The organism is Citromicrobium sp. JLT1363 (genome assembly GCF_000186705.1).
In the GTDB taxonomy this organism is placed as follows: domain Bacteria; phylum Pseudomonadota; class Alphaproteobacteria; order Sphingomonadales; family Sphingomonadaceae; genus Alteriqipengyuania.
The window spans coordinates 1-15,557 of record NZ_AEUE01000006.1 but is presented as its reverse complement, the minus strand read 5'-3'; the positions used below and the strand labels follow the sequence as shown (position 1 = coordinate 15,557).

Genomic DNA, 15,557 nt, shown 5'->3' with positions numbered 1-15,557 from the left:
CTTGTGGCGGTCCCCTGGGTATCTAGAAGTCGTAGCGCAGGCCGATGAGGGCCGACGCGTTGGTTTCGTCCACGAGATCGCTGTCGATCCTGTCGATCGAGACGGCGGCGCGCGCGGACAGGTTGTTGAAGAGCGTGCGGTTGTAGGCGGCGGACGCACCCAGCAGAAGCGCATCGGCAAGGTCGCTGCCGCCCTTGTCCAGATAGCTGGCATAGGCGTTCAGGTTGAAGCCCGAGAACGGATCGAGCGGACCGCCAACGCTGATATTCGCATAGTAGCTCTGGTCGACCGTGCCATCCGCCAGTTCAAGCAGCGTGCCCTGCGCGCCGAAGAACTCGCGGCGGTCATAGCCCAGGGTCAGCCCGGTGCTCAGGCGGCCCATCTGGGTGGAATAGGCAAGGTTTGCTCCCTGGTTGCGGAAGGCAGCGCTGCGCACGGAGGACAGCGCGCCGCCAAGGCAGTCTGCCGAGCCTTCGGTGCCCGTGCCCGTGACGCAGCCGGTAAAGTCGCCCGTCAGCGCATTGCGCGACGCCTCGAAGCCGACCGGCAGATTGGCCAGCGAATTGGTGATCACGCCGCCGAAACCGCTGATCGAGTTGTAGACCGCCGCGTTGACTGCCGAGCGCGAGGACGCCTGCCAGCTGAAGGTACCGTAGTAGGAATCGCTGTCGTAACGGCGACCGTAATGGGCTTCGAGCTGGGTCCGGCGCGAAGGCTTCCACATCACGCCCACATCCCAGATCAGCCCCTCGGTCTCGAATGCGATCCGGCGCGGGCTGTTCTCGTCGGTCTGGTAGCGGCCGTCAGCCCCCAGGACGGGATCGCCATTGGTATCGCGCACCACATCGCGGTTCGACACCTCGACATTCTCGTAGCCGACCCCGCCGACCACGGCGAGACCGGGGTCTACCGGTACGGTCACATCGGCACGGGCATAGAGATCGCGCACGCGCTGGTCGGAGTTGGAAACGTCCTCCTGGTATGCGCCCCCGCCGATGCCGACGCCAACCGGCAGCACCGCTTGCGGAGCGATGCCGACCCGCGCGTTGGCGGAATGGACGACGCTTTCCTGCGCGACGTCGATCGGGGTCACGGTATTGTCCACCACGCCCACCGCGGGTTCTTCGACGCGGTTATAGCCGAAACGGTAGTTCGCGCTGACCTCCGCCGCGCCCATGCGGGTCGAGATATTGGGCCCGGCATAGACCGAATAGACGCGCGCTTCGTTGTCGGCGTCGATCGGCTGGCCGCTCGCCACGGTTGCCCCGCCACCGCTGTCGACGCGGGTGCGCGCGGCAAGGCCGCCCGCCTCGATCGTTACGCCCGGCGCAATCGCGCCATAGCCACGGGCAACGCCCGACAGGCTGTCGCCGTCTCCGACATTCGGGGACAGGTCGTCTCCGTAGCTGATGACCCGGTCGTAGCGCAGCGAGACGGAGCCTCCGGCGCGGCGGCCCTGGACCGACGCATCGACACCGGCTGCCACCGAACCGTAGACGGAGGTTTCGCTATCGGGCTCGATCCGCTGGGTGACGATCTGGTTGGCTTCGATATAGGGATCGATCCGGAGCCGCTGGCGTGTCGGTGCGCCGCTGGGCCGCGAACCGTCGCCGCCGCCGTAGCTGTCTCCTTCGCCGTCCTCGTACCCCTGGCCGCCGGGATCGGCGCCATAGGGCGATGTGGATGCGGGCGCGGATGCAGTTTCGCGGCCGCCAGTCACCTGATCGTCGCTCCAGTTATACTGGGCGAACGCGGGCGCCGGAAGCAGTGCGCCAGCGCTCAGCAGCGCGGCGATCACGGGCAGGCGGGTCATGGTGGAAGTCCTCATCCGTAATAACTCCCGAAACGGCGGCCGCTCGGACTGAAGATCGCGTTGTTGAGCACCAGCTTGATGTCCGGACACGCGCTCAGCAGCTGGGCTGCATCCTCCAGCGCGCTCTTGCCCGTGCGGTCGGCGCGCGCGACGAGGATCGTCTGGCCGACATGCTTGGCGATTTCGGCAGCGGGCGACGCGGCGAGCGCGGGCGGGCTGTCGACCAGCACGATCCGGTTCGGGGCCTGCGCGGTCAGCCGCTCGAACAGCTCGGCAGTGCTGCGGCTGGAAAGAGCCTCGCTCGCATGGCTTGCGTTGCGGCCGGGCGGCAGCAGCCAGAGACCGTCGATATCGGTCCTGAGCACGTGATTTTCGACGCGGATCTCGCTGTCGGCAAGCACATCCATCAGCCCCGTGTGTTCGGGCAGGCCGAAAACCTCCTTGATCGACGGGTTGGCCATGTCCGCGTCGATAAGCACCACTTCGAGATCGCGCTCCGCAGCCAGCGACAGCGCCAGGTTGACGGCGCAGAAGGTCTTGCCCTCGTCCGCATGCGGCGAGGTGATCAGGATGCGGCGCGACAGGCCGGTTCCCGCGGCGCGCGCCGCCTCCAGGATCTGGCGCTTCACGATGCGGAATTCCTCGGCCAGGCCGGACGCCTGCCCGTTGGGATCGATGAAACCGCGTTCGCGCAGCCGATTGAAATCGACCTCCACGCTCTGCCCGGCGAGCGCGATGGCATTGGCACTGCCATCGATCACCGCTGGGGGTGCAGCGTGCGGCGGCGCAGCGGGCGCCGGCGCGGGGACCGGCAGGCTGGCCTGCGAAATCTCGCTCTCCACCGGGATATCCCGGCCGACTGGCTCAGGCGAAGCTGCAGGCGCGGCTTCGGGGGCCGGTTCGCTGGCGGGCTTGCGGAGCGGCCTCGCGCGCTTCATCGGCACGTCGTCGAAGCTGCGCGGCATCGGGGCCGCGCCCAGATCGTTCAGCCCGAAGGCTCCGCTGGCGCGCTCCAGAAGAGAGCTTTTCTCTTCCTTTTGCTCGCCCTCTTTCGGCGGCTTGATGGGGCGATGTTCGGTCATTCGGGCCTCCTCACGCCATCACCTGGCCAACCTGGACGAACTCGAGCCCGAGCAGGATGACAAGCAAACCGCCAAGCGCCCCGGTTCCGGCGTAGAACAGCCGCAGCTGGCGATCCTCGGCAGCCTTCCGGATCGGCGGAACGCTGCGCGAGATCGTGCCGATAACCGGCAGGCCGATCGCCTTGGCGAGCCCGGCGCTGGTCGAGAATGTGGAGCGCAGCATGGTGAGCGCGATGGCGCTCCCCAGCCCCGCGCCCGCGCCCAGCACCGCCACTGCCAGCAGCAGCAGCGGCCGGTTCGGCGCTGCGGGGCGGCTCGATACGCCGGGCGCATCGATGATATCGAAGCGGAAGGAGCTGCGTTCGCTTTCCACCTGGCTGCGCAGTTCCATCTCTTCGCGGTCCTGCAGAAGCTCGTCGTACTTGTTCTTGAGAACTTCGTAATCGCGCCCGATCCGCTGCGCTTCGGCGGCAAGGCCCGGTTCGCTCGCCTGATCGGCGATCATCATGGAGATATCGGCCTGCAGCGCCGCCTTGCGCGCCAGCAGCGCCTGCACGTTGGCCTGCCGCTCCGCCCGGATCGAGACGAGCGAGCTGTAAGCCGGATTGGGCATGCCCCCGGCCGAACCGCCACCGCCCGACTGGCGCAGCAACTGCAGCTGGCGCAGCGCGACCTGCATGTCCGGGTGATTGTTCTTGAGGCCGCGCGCGCGCAGCTGGGCAACCTGTGCCTCTGCCTGCTCGAGCGCGCTGCCGCCCCCTGCCCCGCCCGACAGGGTCTGCGGCGTTCCCGCCAGCTGGCCGTTGATCGCGGCGAGCGCGCTTTGCGCACCTGCAATATCGGCTTCCACGCCGCGCATTTCGGTGCGGGCCTGCTGAAGCTTGCTGGAGATGGCCGCCGAGCCGCCGATCAGTTCGGGATGCTCTGCCTCAAACGCGGTCCGCCGCGCTTCGGCTGCCTCCAGGTCCTTGGCGCGCAGGTCCAGCTGCTGGTCGAGCAGCGCAACCGCATCGCTCACCTCGCCGCGCGTTCCCTCGACATTGGCCTGCCGGAAGATCTCGAGCAGCTTGAGCACGACGTCCTGCGCCAGCTTCGCGTTCTCGGCATCGGTATAATCGCTGCGGCCCATCTGGGCGGTGATTTCGAAGAGATTGTCCTCCTCGCTCCGCACCTTCACGTTCTCGGCCAGGCTGGTGATCGCGCCTTCCATGGCACGCGGAGAATTGATGTTCTCTCCCAGCTTGGTCGACTCGATCACCTGGCCCAGCGTGGAGGCGCTGGAAAGCCGCTGCCGCACGCGCGCAATATCGGTCATGTCGCTGCCCGCGATGCCGATCTGCTTCGAGAGCACGTCATCCAGCTGCACGAAGATCTTCGCGCGGCTTTCATACGTGTTCGGGATGGAGGCGACGAACAGCCAGCCTGCAAGGCAAACGCCCCAGGCCACGCCCAGCGCGAGCCACTTGCGGCTCCAGGCGGCATAGAGCGCTGCGCGCACCTCGTCGAAAAGTTCGTTCACGTGAGCAACGCCCTCAAAATACGCTTTCGGGGATGATGATGACGTCGCCGGGCGCGAGCATCACGTTCGCATCGCTGTCACCGCGCCGAAGCAGGTCGGACAGGCGCAGCGAATACTCGCGCTGGCGGCCGACCCGCGGATCGAACCGGATCAGCTTGGCGCGGTTGCCCGCCGCGAATTCGGACAGGCCGCCAACCGCGATCATCGCGTCGAGCACGGTCATGTTGGCGCGGTAGGGGATCGAGGCGGGCTTCTCGGTCGCGCCGATGATCCGCACCTGCTGGCTGAACGTACCCGCGAACTTGGTCACGATCACCGACACGATCGGCTGTTCGATGAATTGCGACAGGTGCAGGCGAATATCCTCCTGCAGCATCGCCGGGGTCTTGCCCACGGCGGGCATGTCCGTGACCAGAGGAATCGTGATCCGCCCGTCGGGCCGGACCTGAATATTGGTCGCCCCGAGTTCGGGGTTGCGCCAGACATGGATCGAAAGTTCGTCCAGCGGGCCGATCACATATTCCTGGCTCGGCCCTTCCTGCGTCGCCACGAAGGCGGCGGGCGGCAGTTCCGGGCCGCCTCCGCCAACGCACCCGGCGAGAGCGAAAAGGCCGAGAATTAGGCTTAGAAACCTGGCAGTTGCGCGATTGCGCATGGGATCGATCCTTCCATTCATGTCCGCCCGATGGCACGCCCGCGAAGCGCGCCACCTTTGCTGGCCGACGATTTGGGATCGTTCCTCGCCAAAAAGGGTGAATATCCCGTTAGCTACGGGACCTGTCTTGCGCCGGTCCCGTAGCGGGACGCGGGGCCGGAAGAAGTTAACGCCGCGTTAGACGAGCATCTCGATCGCAGGGCCCTGGCCGAGGAAATGCATGGGCGATGCGCTGGCCCCGTAGGCCCCGGCGCAGAAGACGGCGACCAGATCGCCCACCTCCGCCCGTGGCAGCTCGGCCCTGTCCGCCAGGCGATCGAGCGGAGTGCACAGGCAGCCGACAACATTCGCAATTTCAACCGCTTGCTCGCCATACTTGCTGGCGATTGCGAGGGGGTAGTTGCGTCTGACGACCGCGCCGAAATTGCCCGACGCCGCCAGCTGGTGATGCAGGCCGCCGTCGGTGATCAGGAAAATCTCGCCGTGGCTTTCCTTCCGGTCGACGATCCGGGCGAGGTAAACCCCTGCCTCTCCCACGAGGTAGCGGCCCAGCTCTATCGCCATTTCGGTTTCGCCGAGTTCGTCTGGCAAATTCGCAAACCGCTCGCCCAGCGCCGCGCCGACGGCGGCAACATCGAGCGGTTCGTTACCCGCGAAATAGGGGATGCCGAAGCCGCCGCCCAGGTTGAGCGCGGGGCATGGCTTGCCGACTTCGCCTGCGATGCGTGCGGCCAGATCGAGCACGTGGCCTTGTGTCTCGATCACCGCGTCGGCTTCCAGCGTCTGGCTGCCGGTGTAGATATGCAGGCCCCGCCAGTCCGCCCCGCCCTCGATCAGAGTGCGGATCAACGCGGGAACACGCTCTGCGTCCAGCCCGAACTGCTTGGCGCCGCCGCCCATCTTCATCCCCGATCCGCGCATGTCGAAATCGGGGTTAACGCGCACCGCCACCTTGGGCTGCACGCCGAGTTCCGCGCCGATTTCCAGCGCGCGCGCCGCCTCGGTCTCGCTCTCGCAATTCAGCGTCACGCCCGCTTCGATAGCGGCGCTAATCTCGCGCGGGCGCTTGCCCGGGCCGGCGAAGCTGATGTGCGCGCCGTCGATCCCGACGCCTTGCAGGATCGCCAGTTCCCCACCCGAAGCGAGATCGAACCCGTCGACCAGCCCGGCCATGTGGCGGATCACGTCGGGGTGGGGATTGGCCTTGACCGCGTAGTGGATCGCAAGGCTCGCGGGCATGGCAGCGCGCAACTGTGCCATTCGGGCGTCGAGCATGCTGCGCGAATAGACGAACAGCGGGGTATCGCCCGCCTCATCGGCCAGATCGCTCGCCTTGCGTCCGCCGATGGCCAGTTCGCCATCGATGGTCTCGAACCCATGTGGGATCGGGCCGAGCGGCTTTGCGGCGTTCGGATCGCGTCTGCTCATGCCGAGCCCCCTTCCGAAATTTCGCGGTAAAGCGCGGTCCGATCGATCTTGCCGTTGGGATTGAGCGGCAGCTCGGCACGCCATTCGATCCGGTGCGGCTGCATGAAGCTGGGCAGATCGCGCTTCAGCGCTGTGGCCAGCGCCTCTTCCTGCCCCTCGCCCCGGACAACAAGATAGACCGCCTGCCCCAGTTTCGTGTCCGGCACGCCGAAAGCAACGGCATCAGCGACCAGCCCCGTGGCAAGCGCGGCGTCCTCTATCTCCTGCGGGCTTATACGGTTGCCCGCGCTCTTGATCATCGCATCGCGCCGCCCGACGAAGAACAGCAGCCCATCCTCGTCGCGTTTCACGTAATCGCCCGACCATACCGCCGTGCCGCCATAGTGCGAATGCGCGGGCGCGGGCCTGTATCGTTCCGCCGTGCGCTCCGGGTCCTGCCAGTAGCCTTGCGCGACCAGCGGCCCGCAATGGACCAGTTCGCCCTCTTCGCCGGGCGACGCAGGCCCTCCCGCGTCGTTCACCACCAGCACTTCGGCAAAGGGCACGGCCCTGCCCATGGAGGTGGGATGTTCGGCCACCAGCTCAGGATCCAGGAAGGTGGACCGGAATGCCTCGGTCAGCCCGTACATCGGGACGATGTCCGCCTGCGGCCAGGTTTCACGCATGGCGTCGATCAGGTCCACGGTCAGCGCGCCACCCGAATTGGTGAGCCGCCTCAGGCTGTCGCCCGCGCCGTTTTCCCACTTGGCCTCCACCAGCTGACGCCAGAGCGGCGGAACGGCAGCGAGCGTGGTGGCCTGGTGCTTTGCCACCGCCTTGGTGACGTCGCGCGGCATCAGGTAATCGAGCGGGGCAACGCAGCCGCCTGCATACCACGTGGAAAGCAGCTGGTTCTGCCCGTAGTCGAACGCCAGCGGCAGCACGGCGAGCGTCACGTCATCGCTCGCGAGCTTGAGGTAATGCGCCACGCTCACCGCGCCGAGCCACAGGTTGGCATGGCTAACCATCACGCCCTTGGGCTTGCCGGTGGAGCCACTCGTATAGAGGATCGCCGCCAGATCCTGCGGATCGCCGTCCGAAGGCGGCAAGGCGTCACATCCGCGCGAGGCCTCCAGCACATCGCCTTCGGCCATGGCATCGCAGGTGCCGGGCAGATCGCCGCTTTCCAGTGTCGCCAGCCTTGCGGGGGTGCCCAGCAGCAGGCTTGCGCCGCTATCGGCCAGAATATGCGCGACCTGTGCGCGCTTGAGCATCGGGTTGATCGGCACGTGGACCAGCCCCGCGCGAGGCGCCGCAAGCGGTAGCAGGCAGGTCAGTTCACCCTTGGCGCCCCATGAGGCCACCCGCGCGCCGGCGGGGAAGCCTTGCGCTTGCAGCCATGCCGCCAGCCGACCGACACGGGTTCTTAAGTCCGCATAGCTAAGGGTCTCGTCACGCAAGGCCAGCGCCGGATCGGCGTCCGCGCCGCGTTCGATCACATGGTCGAGCGGAAAAGGGGTCGGATCGGGCTGGGTCATGGAGATGGGAGTGCAAGCCTCGTGAACGCGGAAACCGGTGGCTATCACAAGGAGGTTACCATTGTGCAAGCAGCAGATGGCGAAGCCTGGGGGGGTACGCGTGTGTCGCCGTTCGACCGGCCCGAGTGGTTCGCGCTTCTGGCCGAATCGCGGCCGGGCGCCTTCACCGCGAGCGCGACGCAGGACGATGCGACAGTCAGCATGCCGCTCAACCGGGCGGATGGCCGGCTGGAGGCGCTTCGCAACTGGTATTCCTTCACCTGGCGCCCGCTGGTGCCGCACGGAGCGACCGGCGAGACCGCACTCCAGCGGCTTGCGAAGGATCTGAAGCACGAGGCTCCGCGCGTCACGCTCTGGCCGCTGCCGGAGGAGGATGGCTCGGCCAAACGGCTGGCCGACGCCTTCCGCAAGGCGGGATGGTCCGTCGCGCTGAGCCGGTGTGACGAAAACCATGTGCTGCACGTCGAGGGCCGCAGCTTCGCCGAATACTGGGCCGGGCGCCCCGGCAGGCTGCGCACCACGCTCAAGCGCAAGGCAAAGAAGGTTGATGTCGAGATCGTCGAGCATTTCGACGCAAAGCTCTGGCAGGATTACGAAAATATCTACTCCGAAAGCTGGAAGCCGAGCGAGGACGAGCCCGATCTGCTACGCCGTTTTGCGCAGGCAGAAGGCGCGGCCGGGCGCATCCGCTTCGGTATCGCACGCGCCGATGGCAAGCCGGTCGCCGCGCAGTTCTGGACGGTCGAGAACGGCATCGCGTACATCCACAAGCTCGCGCACTTGGAAAGCGCCAAGCCTGTCTCGCCCGGCACCACGCTGAGCGCGGCGCTGTTCGAACACGTGATCGACCGCGATGGAGTGGAGCTGGTCGACTTCGGCACCGGCTCCGATGCCTACAAGCGCGACTGGATGGAAGAGGTGCGCCCGCGCTTCATGCTCGATGCGCTCGACCCGCGCCAGCCCGCCGCCTGGATTCCCCTCGCCAAACGCGCTGTCCGGGCGATCCTTGCCAGCGCGCAGGCCCGGCGCTAGGGCCACGGCCAGATTTACGGCAGCTTTACGGTAAATATGACCGCCCAGACCTCCGCGCAGACGGACCCGACCGGGCCCGCACGCAGCACGATCGACGAGACCTTGCGCGCCATCCTGCGCGACGTGCTCGGCCTGTCGAGCGAACGCGCCGCCCAACTCACGCCCGACAGCGGCCTGTTCGGCCACCTGCCCGAGCTCGACAGCCAGGCCGTCGCCGACCTGCTGACCGAGATGGAAGACCGGTTCGACATCATCATAGAGGATGACGAGATCGACGGCGATCACCTCGAAACCTATGGCGGCCTCCTTGCCCTCGCCGAGGCGAAGACCGCTACCCGTTAGCGGCTCGGAAAATGACTACGCCCTTCAAGTTCGTCGAGTGGCCCTGTCCCGTCGTTGGCGGCGACACGCGCAGCGAGGCGGCGCTGGTCTTCGACCGTGGGCGAGAATCCCGCCTGCTGGTCATCCCACCGCTGTTCGACGAGGCGAACAAGCTGCGCCACACTCTGGTAGAAGTGCTGCGCAGGCTCGACGCCTCGGGGATCGACGGGGTGCTGCCCGATCTTCCCGGCTGCAACGAAAGCCTTGCACCACTCGCGGAACAGACGCTGGAAAACTGGCGGGCGGCAGCAGCGGCGGCGACGGCGCACTTCGGCGCAACCGGCGTGCTGACGGTGCGTAGCGGTGCGCTGCTGCGACCGTCGAACGTGCCCGGCTGGGATTATGCCCCGCAGGACGGGCCGAAGACATTGCGCAGCATGATCCGCGCGCGGATCATCGCAAGCAGGGAAGCCGGCAGCGAGGAGACCCGCGACGCCATAGAGGCAAATGGCCGCGCCGAGGGTATCACGCTGGCAGGCTGGCACATCGGCCCCGCGCTGTTCGCGGCGCTGGAAGCGGCCGAACTCGCGACGCGCGGAGACGGCGTCACGGTAATCGAACACGAAACCATCGGCGGACGGCCCGCGTGGCTGCGTGCAGAGCCCGACTTCGACGCGGACCAGGCAGACGCGCTCGCCGCAATCATCGCGGTGGCCATGAGGCAGCCGGAATGAGCCGCCTGCACCTCACCTTCAACTGCGAGGGCAGCACGCTGGCCGCGACGCTGGACACAGCGCCGCTCACCACCGGCCTGCTGCTGGTCAGCGGCGGCAACGAGATCCGCTCGGGCGCCTTTCGCGGGCAGGCGCGACTGGCGCAGACGATCGCCAAGCGCGGCTTCCCCGTCTTCCGCTACGACCGTCGCGGGGTGGGCGACAGCGAGGGGGAGAACCTGGGCTTCGAACATTCCGAGCCGGATATTCTTGCCGCGATGGAGGCGTTCCGCGCCATCGCACCGCAGGTCAACCGCGTGGTCGGCATCGGCAATTGCGACGCAGCCAGTGCGCTGATGCTGGCCGGTGGCGCGGGATGCGACGGGCTGGTGCTCAGCAACCCGTGGACCATCGAGGAGACCGACGAGGAAGACACCACGCCGCCGCCCCAGGCCATCCGCGCGCGTTACCTTCAAAAGCTCGGCAATCCGCGCGAGGTCGCCCGTCTGGTGAGCGGAGGGGTGAACCTGCGCAAGCTGGGCCGCGGGCTTGTCCGCGCGGTCCGCCCTGCCCCGCCCGTCGGCAATCTGGCGACCCGCATGCGCACATCGCTCAACGGGTTCGAGGGACCGGTTCAGATACTCCTCGCAAGCGCCGACCGCACGGCACAGGTCTTCGAAGGCGCATGGCCGAAGGGCGACCCCCGCGTGTCGCGCTGCGAAGGGGCCAGTCATGCCTTCGTGGAGCCGCAGGCGCGCGAATGGCTGGAAACCAAGGTTCTGGAAGCGTTGCGCGGTTAGTCGCGCAGGAACAGGCTCGCCAATTCCACGTGAGTCGACCAGCGGAACTGGCCGACAGGGCGTAGCTCCGCGAGCCGGAAGCCCGCATCCGCCAGCCGCCTTGCATCGCGCGCCCAGCTTTGCGGATTGCAGCTGATATAGGCCACGCGTGACGCCGTGCTCTGCGCGATCGCATCGACCTGGTTGCGTGCGCCTGCGCGCGGCGGATCGAGCAGGACGCAGCCGAATTTCGAGATTTCATCGGCGGTCAGCGGATCGCGGAACAGGTCGCGGTGCAACGCGTGAACCGGCTTGCCCGAAGCTCTTGCGGCGGCCTGGCAGGCGAGGTGCGCCCCGCGGTCGGCCTCTGCCGCCAGTACCTTGGCCGGGCCTGCCAGGGCGAAAGCGAAGGTGCCAAGGCCGGCGAACAGGTCCGCCACGATGCCGTGGCCGCTGCACCATTCGCGCGCAGCCGACAGCAAGGCCGCTTCGCCGTCCGCCGTCGGTTGCAGGAAGGCGCCGTGCGGGAACGCGACCGGCGTACCACCAAGCGTGACCGTGGCCGGTTCGGGCTCCCACACGGGTTCGGGGCCGAACCCCTCGTCGACCGAAAGCCTTGCCAGCGAATGCTCGCGCGCGAAATCGAGCAGGGCTTCGGTCTGGGCAAGGTTCTCGGCAGAGATGCCCTTGATCTCGGCCGCAATACCGGTGTCGACCAGCGTCAGCTGAATATCCGCCGCCAGCTTGCCGCCCCATGATGCCAGCAGCTTGCGCAAGGGATCGACCAGGGCGAACAGCCGGGGGTGCAGGATGTGGCATTCGGTCATGTCGACGATCCGGTGCGATCCGCCCTCCCGAAAGCCGATCACCAGCTTCTTGCCCAGTCGCGCGGCATGCAGCGTCGCACGGCGCCGGGTGCGCGGCGGGGAGAGATGCGGCGGCGCAAGCGTACCGGGTACGAGGCCCTGCGATTCGGCGGCGAAGCTCACCCGATGGCTGACGAACTGCGCCAGGGCTGCGTCGTCGGCATGCTGCAGCTGGCACCCGCCGCATTGCGGGAAGTGGCGGCAAGGCGGATCGACGTGATGGGGGCCGCGCACCAGCGTTCCATCCGCCGCCAGCACGTCTCCCGGTACGCCGCCCGCGACGTGCTGGCCGCCTTCCGTCAATCCGTCGCCCTTGGCGGCAATGCGCGTGACCGGATCGCTCACAGGAAATCCGCCAGCGCCGGATGGACCGCTTCGGCGAGCATTGCCGCGGTGAAGCCCTTGCCCGCATAGCGTGCGGCTCGTCCGTGCAGCTGCACCGCCTCGCATGCGGCTTGGCCTGCATCCTGCGTCACTCCCAACCGGGCAGCGGCAATGCCGGCAAGCACATCACCGCTGCCTGCAACCGAAAGCCAGCGCGAGGCGGGCGGGAAGAAGCGGACCACGCCCCCCGAAGCCAGCAGCGTATCGGCGCCCTTGGCCAGCACGGCGCAGCCTGCCTTGCTCGACAGGGCCTGCGCCCTTGCCCGCTTGGTGTCTTCCTCCACGCCGAATGCCTCGCACAGCCGGCTGAGTTCGCCCTCGTGCGGCGTGAGCAGCATGGGCGGACCATCCTCGGCCAGCATCGCGGGCTGGAGCAGGTGCAGCGCGTCGGCATCGAGCACAACCGGCTTGCCCGCCGCGAGCACGGCTTTCAGGCGCGCGCGCGCAGTATCGTCGCGCCCCAGCCCCGGCCCGATCAGCAGGGCGGATATGCGCTCGTCCGACAGGGCCTGATCCAGCGCGCTATCGTCCTTCACCAGATCGGGCGGATGACCGGGATGGTCATGCTCGCTCATCCATTTGACGTAACCCGCACCCGCCAGGGCGCAGGCGCGCGACGAAAGCAGGCTTGCGCCGGGCATCGCGCCGCCGACCACCGCGACCAGGCCGCGGCTATACTTGTGCGCAGCAAACTCGGGCGCGCGGATGCGGCTTGTGGTGTCCAGATGCATCGCCGTGTCACGGTCCGGCACCCCGATCTCGACAAGGCGAGCCGCGCCGACAGCCTTGAGCGAAGGCCCCGAAAAGTGGGCGGGTTTCCAGGCGCCGAAGGCCAGCGTCAGGTCGAAATCGGGCAGCCCCTCGGGCCCCGCTCCGCTATCTGCGTCGATGCCGCTGGGCACGTCCAACGCGACGGAAAGGCGGTGCGAGGCCGAAAGCTGCGCGATCAGTTCCCGATGCTCGTCCGTCAGGGGCCGCGAAAGGCCGATCCCGAACAGGGCATCCACGAAGACCATGCCCGAAAGCCCATCGGCGTTTTCGTACACGTCGCCATGGAAGCCGTCCGCCGCCCGACGGGCCTGCTCGCTCTTGGGAGGTATCGGAGCGACCACGCGCACGGGCACGCCGCGCGCGTGCAAGGCAGCTGCCGCAACATAGCCGTCGCCGCCATTATTGCCGGGGCCGCACAGGATCGTCACCTGATTGCCTGCCCCGAGCCGCGCGATCCATTCCGCCGCGCCGCGCCCTGCGCGCTGCATCAGCTCCCATTCCTCCACGCCGCTGTCGATCAGCGCGGCCTCGGCTTCGCGCATCTGCGATGTTGTCAGGACCTGCGCGCTACTGCGCGGTGGCGGGGAACCGGTATCGGTTTGCGGCGATGGAGATTTCGAGTGTGTCACCACTCAGCGTTTGCGCCACCTCGTCCGCGCCCGCAACCGCTGCGAGGCCCGATCCGTCCGGCAATTGCTCGAACCGGCGGAAACCGCCGTCGGGATGGATCACCGCCAGCAATGTCGACTGGTCGACCTTGCTGCGTTCCACCGCGCACGTGCTGTCGAAGCTGGTTGCGCCATCCAGCGCGCAGGGAATCGAGAAAGTGCCGGGCCCTGCGCTTGAGGCTGTCGAGGGTTCGTCTGCAGCGGCTTCGGCGGCAGCATCCGGCGCAAGCCCTCCTCCGCAACCAATCATCGCGAATGCGAGGCCTGCGAGGACCGCTGCATCGGCAATTCGCATTTCCATGGCCTTTCCCAACCGCGGTTCAACCGTCTCCTGCGACCCGGAGAGCACCCGGCTCTAGCGGCAAAAGGTAATCAACGCGTTTCCGATTTACGCGCAGGACAGGGCTAGGCCGAGGAAAGAGCCGCAAGCGTCTGGTCGGCCACCAGCGCCACGCGATCTGCCCAGACCGCCTGTTGCGATCGGCGTGCGATCAGATCCTGCCGCATCTCGATGGTCAGGTAGGGGATGCCGTTGGCTTCGGCGTGCCGGTCCATCGTCGCGTTCAGCTGCTTGCCGGAATAAGGCTCGTTGTCGCCCACGGTCAGCCCCATCTCCGCGAACAGGTCGATAGCGATGCGCGCCGCGCGATCATCCTGATTATGCAGCAGACCGACATCCCACGGGCGCTCTTCCCCGGTCGAGCCCATCACCGGGGTGAAGCTGTGAATGGCGAGGATCAGCGATGGCTGCGCCTCGGCCACCATCTGCGCGAATGCCTCGTGATACGGGCGATGATAGAGCGCGGTGCGCCGTTCGATATCGGCGCCGATATTGCCGGGGATCGTGTGCCCGTCGCTGCTGGTGACGACCAGCGCATCTTCGCCTTCGTTGCGGTGCAGGTCGATCACCAGCCGGCTCACCTGCGCGATCTGCGCGGCGATGCCGTGCTTGCGCGCGAGCCGCTCTGCGACCCCTGCCGTGCCGATATCGAGGGCGATGTGCTGGTCCATCAGTTCGGCGGGGATGCCCAGCTCCATGCCTTCTGGCACGTGATTGCTGGCATGGTCGGCAATCGCAATGATGCCGCCACGGGTGGGACTTCCGATACGGATAAAAGGTTGCTCGCTCATGCGCCCTACCTAAGAACGCTCGCCATCCGCCACCACCCCGGCTGGTGCGTGGCGATTTCGATTGCGGCGGCGTCGCGCGCCTGGTCGCTGTCGTAAAGGGCGAAGCACGTCGCGCCCGAGCCGGACATGCGTGCGAGCATCGGCTTGGTCTCACGCAGCGCGGCGAGTACGTCTGCGATGACGGGACAGATGGAGACCGCAGGCGCTTCGAGATCGTTGCGGCCCTGCATCGCAATGGCGCGCGCGGTGCCTTCGGGGAGCGGGCCGCGGTCCTCTTGGTCCCATGCATTGAACACCGGCCCGGTCGAAAGCGCGACGCGGGGATTCACCAGCAGCACGGGCGCGCCCGCCAGATCGTTCTCGAGAGGAGCAAGCTCCTCCCCCACCCCGCGCCCGACACTCATTTCGGAGCGGACGCAGGCGGGAACATCCGCACCGAGTTTGAGTGCACGGTCCTGCCAGTCGTCGGGCAGGCCATGCACTCGCTCGATCAGCCGGAACACGGCGCCTGCGTCCGCCGAGCCCCCGCCCAGCCCAGCGGCCACGGGCAGGTTCTTTTCGAGCGTGATCGCAAGGCCATCGGGATGCGGTAGCTCGGAGAGAGCCCGCGCGACGAGGTTGTCGCCCGGATCGCCCACATTGCCGCCGAACTCGCCGACCGTGCGCACCTCGTCGCGCTCCGCAGGCTCAGCGCTCAACACATCGCCATGCTCGCAGAAGGCGAACAGCGTTTCGAGCTCGTGATAGCCATCTTCGCGCCGCCTGCGGACATGCAGTGCAAGGTTGAGCTTGGCGTAGGCGGTTTCGCGCATCAAAGCCCTCTCCCCTTCAGGGGAGAGGGTTGGGAGAGGGGTGTGCTGCGCCTGCAATCCATCATG

At 67.3% G+C, this 15,557-nt stretch carries 15 protein-coding genes; 4 read left to right on the top strand and 11 right to left on the bottom strand.

All coding sequences use genetic code 11. The features are described from left to right. Window positions 1–22 precede the first annotated feature (22 nt). The 6 genes from ADAD_RS0109855 to ADAD_RS0109830 form a co-directional block, all read right to left on the bottom strand. Window positions 23–1,828, bottom strand: coding sequence for a preprotein translocase subunit YajC (locus ADAD_RS0109855; RefSeq protein WP_237700808.1), 1,806 nt, complete (start codon window positions 1,826–1,828; stop codon window positions 23–25). Then, a complete protein-coding gene (locus ADAD_RS0109850) occupies window positions 1,825–2,895 on the bottom strand; it encodes an AAA family ATPase (protein ID WP_010413297.1) in 1,071 nt (356 codons plus the stop codon). Before ADAD_RS0109850 ends, ADAD_RS0109855 begins: the two co-directional genes overlap by 4 nt. A 10-nt stretch (window positions 2,896–2,905) precedes the next feature. Beyond that, the gene (locus ADAD_RS0109845) at window positions 2,906–4,414 is read right to left on the bottom strand and encodes an XrtA system polysaccharide chain length determinant (RefSeq protein WP_010413294.1); all 1,509 of its coding nucleotides are present in this window, start codon (window positions 4,412–4,414) and stop codon (window positions 2,906–2,908) included. A gap of 13 nt (window positions 4,415–4,427) precedes the next feature. Further along, on the bottom strand, window positions 4,428–5,069 hold the full coding sequence (locus tag ADAD_RS0109840) for an XrtA/PEP-CTERM system exopolysaccharide export protein (RefSeq protein ID WP_029140053.1): 642 nt from the start codon (window positions 5,067–5,069) through the stop codon (window positions 4,428–4,430). 177 nt (window positions 5,070–5,246) lie between these two features. Continuing rightward, window positions 5,247–6,497 (bottom strand): pyridoxal-dependent decarboxylase, exosortase A system-associated, encoded by a 1,251-nt coding sequence (locus tag ADAD_RS0109835; RefSeq protein WP_010413288.1) that lies wholly within the window; start codon window positions 6,495–6,497, stop codon window positions 5,247–5,249. Continuing rightward, on the bottom strand, window positions 6,494–8,014 hold the full coding sequence (locus ADAD_RS0109830) for an acyl-CoA ligase (AMP-forming), exosortase A system-associated (protein WP_010413284.1): 1,521 nt from the start codon (window positions 8,012–8,014) through the stop codon (window positions 6,494–6,496). Before ADAD_RS0109830 ends, ADAD_RS0109835 begins: the two co-directional genes overlap by 4 nt. 63 nt (window positions 8,015–8,077) lie before the next feature. On the opposite strand from ADAD_RS0109830, the gene ADAD_RS0109825 reads away from it, so the two are divergent. From ADAD_RS0109825 to ADAD_RS0109810, 4 genes are read left to right on the top strand one after another with little or no spacing between them, the layout of a single operon-like run. Beyond that, window positions 8,078–9,046: a GNAT family N-acetyltransferase gene (locus ADAD_RS0109825; protein ID WP_237700807.1), complete on the top strand. Its 969-nt coding sequence runs from the start codon at window positions 8,078–8,080 to the stop codon at window positions 9,044–9,046. Between the two features lie 36 nt (window positions 9,047–9,082). After that, the gene (locus ADAD_RS0109820; RefSeq protein ID WP_010413278.1) at window positions 9,083–9,388 is read left to right on the top strand and encodes an acyl carrier protein; all 306 of its coding nucleotides are present in this window, start codon (window positions 9,083–9,085) and stop codon (window positions 9,386–9,388) included. 11 nt (window positions 9,389–9,399) lie between these two features. After that, complete coding sequence (locus ADAD_RS0109815) at window positions 9,400–10,101, top strand: hypothetical protein (RefSeq protein ID WP_010413274.1); 702 nt, start codon at window positions 9,400–9,402, stop codon at window positions 10,099–10,101. Further along, window positions 10,098–10,880, top strand: a complete 783-nt coding sequence (locus tag ADAD_RS0109810; RefSeq protein ID WP_010413271.1) for a hydrolase 1, exosortase A system-associated — start codon at window positions 10,098–10,100, stop codon at window positions 10,878–10,880. The genes ADAD_RS0109815 and ADAD_RS0109810 overlap by 4 nt, the downstream gene beginning before the upstream one ends. Here the strand turns inward: ADAD_RS0109810 and ADAD_RS0109805 are convergent. The 5 genes from ADAD_RS0109805 to ADAD_RS0109785 form a co-directional block, all read right to left on the bottom strand. Beyond that, window positions 10,877–12,070, bottom strand: coding sequence for a class I SAM-dependent RNA methyltransferase (locus tag ADAD_RS0109805; RefSeq protein ID WP_010413269.1), 1,194 nt, complete (start codon window positions 12,068–12,070; stop codon window positions 10,877–10,879). The genes ADAD_RS0109810 and ADAD_RS0109805 overlap by 4 nt on opposite strands. Continuing rightward, window positions 12,067–13,437, bottom strand: a complete 1,371-nt coding sequence (locus ADAD_RS0109800; RefSeq protein ID WP_272941325.1) for an NAD(P)H-hydrate dehydratase — start codon at window positions 13,435–13,437, stop codon at window positions 12,067–12,069. Before ADAD_RS0109800 ends, ADAD_RS0109805 begins: the two co-directional genes overlap by 4 nt. A 10-nt stretch (window positions 13,438–13,447) precedes the next feature. After that, entirely contained in the window at window positions 13,448–13,849 is a 402-nt protein-coding gene (locus tag ADAD_RS0109795) for a hypothetical protein (protein ID WP_010413263.1), read from the bottom strand. A gap of 104 nt (window positions 13,850–13,953) precedes the next feature. Continuing rightward, complete coding sequence (locus tag ADAD_RS0109790) at window positions 13,954–14,679, bottom strand: N-formylglutamate amidohydrolase (protein WP_010413260.1); 726 nt, start codon at window positions 14,677–14,679, stop codon at window positions 13,954–13,956. A 5-nt stretch (window positions 14,680–14,684) separates the two neighbouring features. Beyond that, window positions 14,685–15,491, bottom strand: coding sequence for a 4-(cytidine 5'-diphospho)-2-C-methyl-D-erythritol kinase (locus tag ADAD_RS0109785; RefSeq protein WP_010413256.1), 807 nt, complete (start codon window positions 15,489–15,491; stop codon window positions 14,685–14,687). Window positions 15,492–15,557 lie beyond the last annotated feature (66 nt).

Coding starts and splice junctions, on each gene's coding strand:
- ADAD_RS0109855 (WP_237700808.1), bottom strand. CDS start 1,828: ATGAGGACTTCCACCATGACCCGCCTGCCCGTGATCGCCGCGCTGCTG.
- ADAD_RS0109850 (WP_010413297.1), bottom strand. CDS start 2,895: ATGACCGAACATCGCCCCATCAAGCCGCCGAAAGAGGGCGAGCAAAAG.
- ADAD_RS0109840 (WP_029140053.1), bottom strand. CDS start 5,069: ATGCGCAATCGCGCAACTGCCAGGTTTCTAAGCCTAATTCTCGGCCTT.
- ADAD_RS0109835 (WP_010413288.1), bottom strand. CDS start 6,497: ATGAGCAGACGCGATCCGAACGCCGCAAAGCCGCTCGGCCCGATCCCA.
- ADAD_RS0109830 (WP_010413284.1), bottom strand. CDS start 8,014: ATGACCCAGCCCGATCCGACCCCTTTTCCGCTCGACCATGTGATCGAA.
- ADAD_RS0109820 (WP_010413278.1), top strand. CDS start 9,083: ATGACCGCCCAGACCTCCGCGCAGACGGACCCGACCGGGCCCGCACGC.
- ADAD_RS0109815 (WP_010413274.1), top strand. CDS start 9,400: ATGACTACGCCCTTCAAGTTCGTCGAGTGGCCCTGTCCCGTCGTTGGC.
- ADAD_RS0109810 (WP_010413271.1), top strand. CDS start 10,098: ATGAGCCGCCTGCACCTCACCTTCAACTGCGAGGGCAGCACGCTGGCC.
- ADAD_RS0109795 (WP_010413263.1), bottom strand. CDS start 13,849: ATGGAAATGCGAATTGCCGATGCAGCGGTCCTCGCAGGCCTCGCATTC.
- ADAD_RS0109790 (WP_010413260.1), bottom strand. CDS start 14,679: ATGAGCGAGCAACCTTTTATCCGTATCGGAAGTCCCACCCGTGGCGGC.
- ADAD_RS0109785 (WP_010413256.1), bottom strand. CDS start 15,491: ATGCGCGAAACCGCCTACGCCAAGCTCAACCTTGCACTGCATGTCCGC.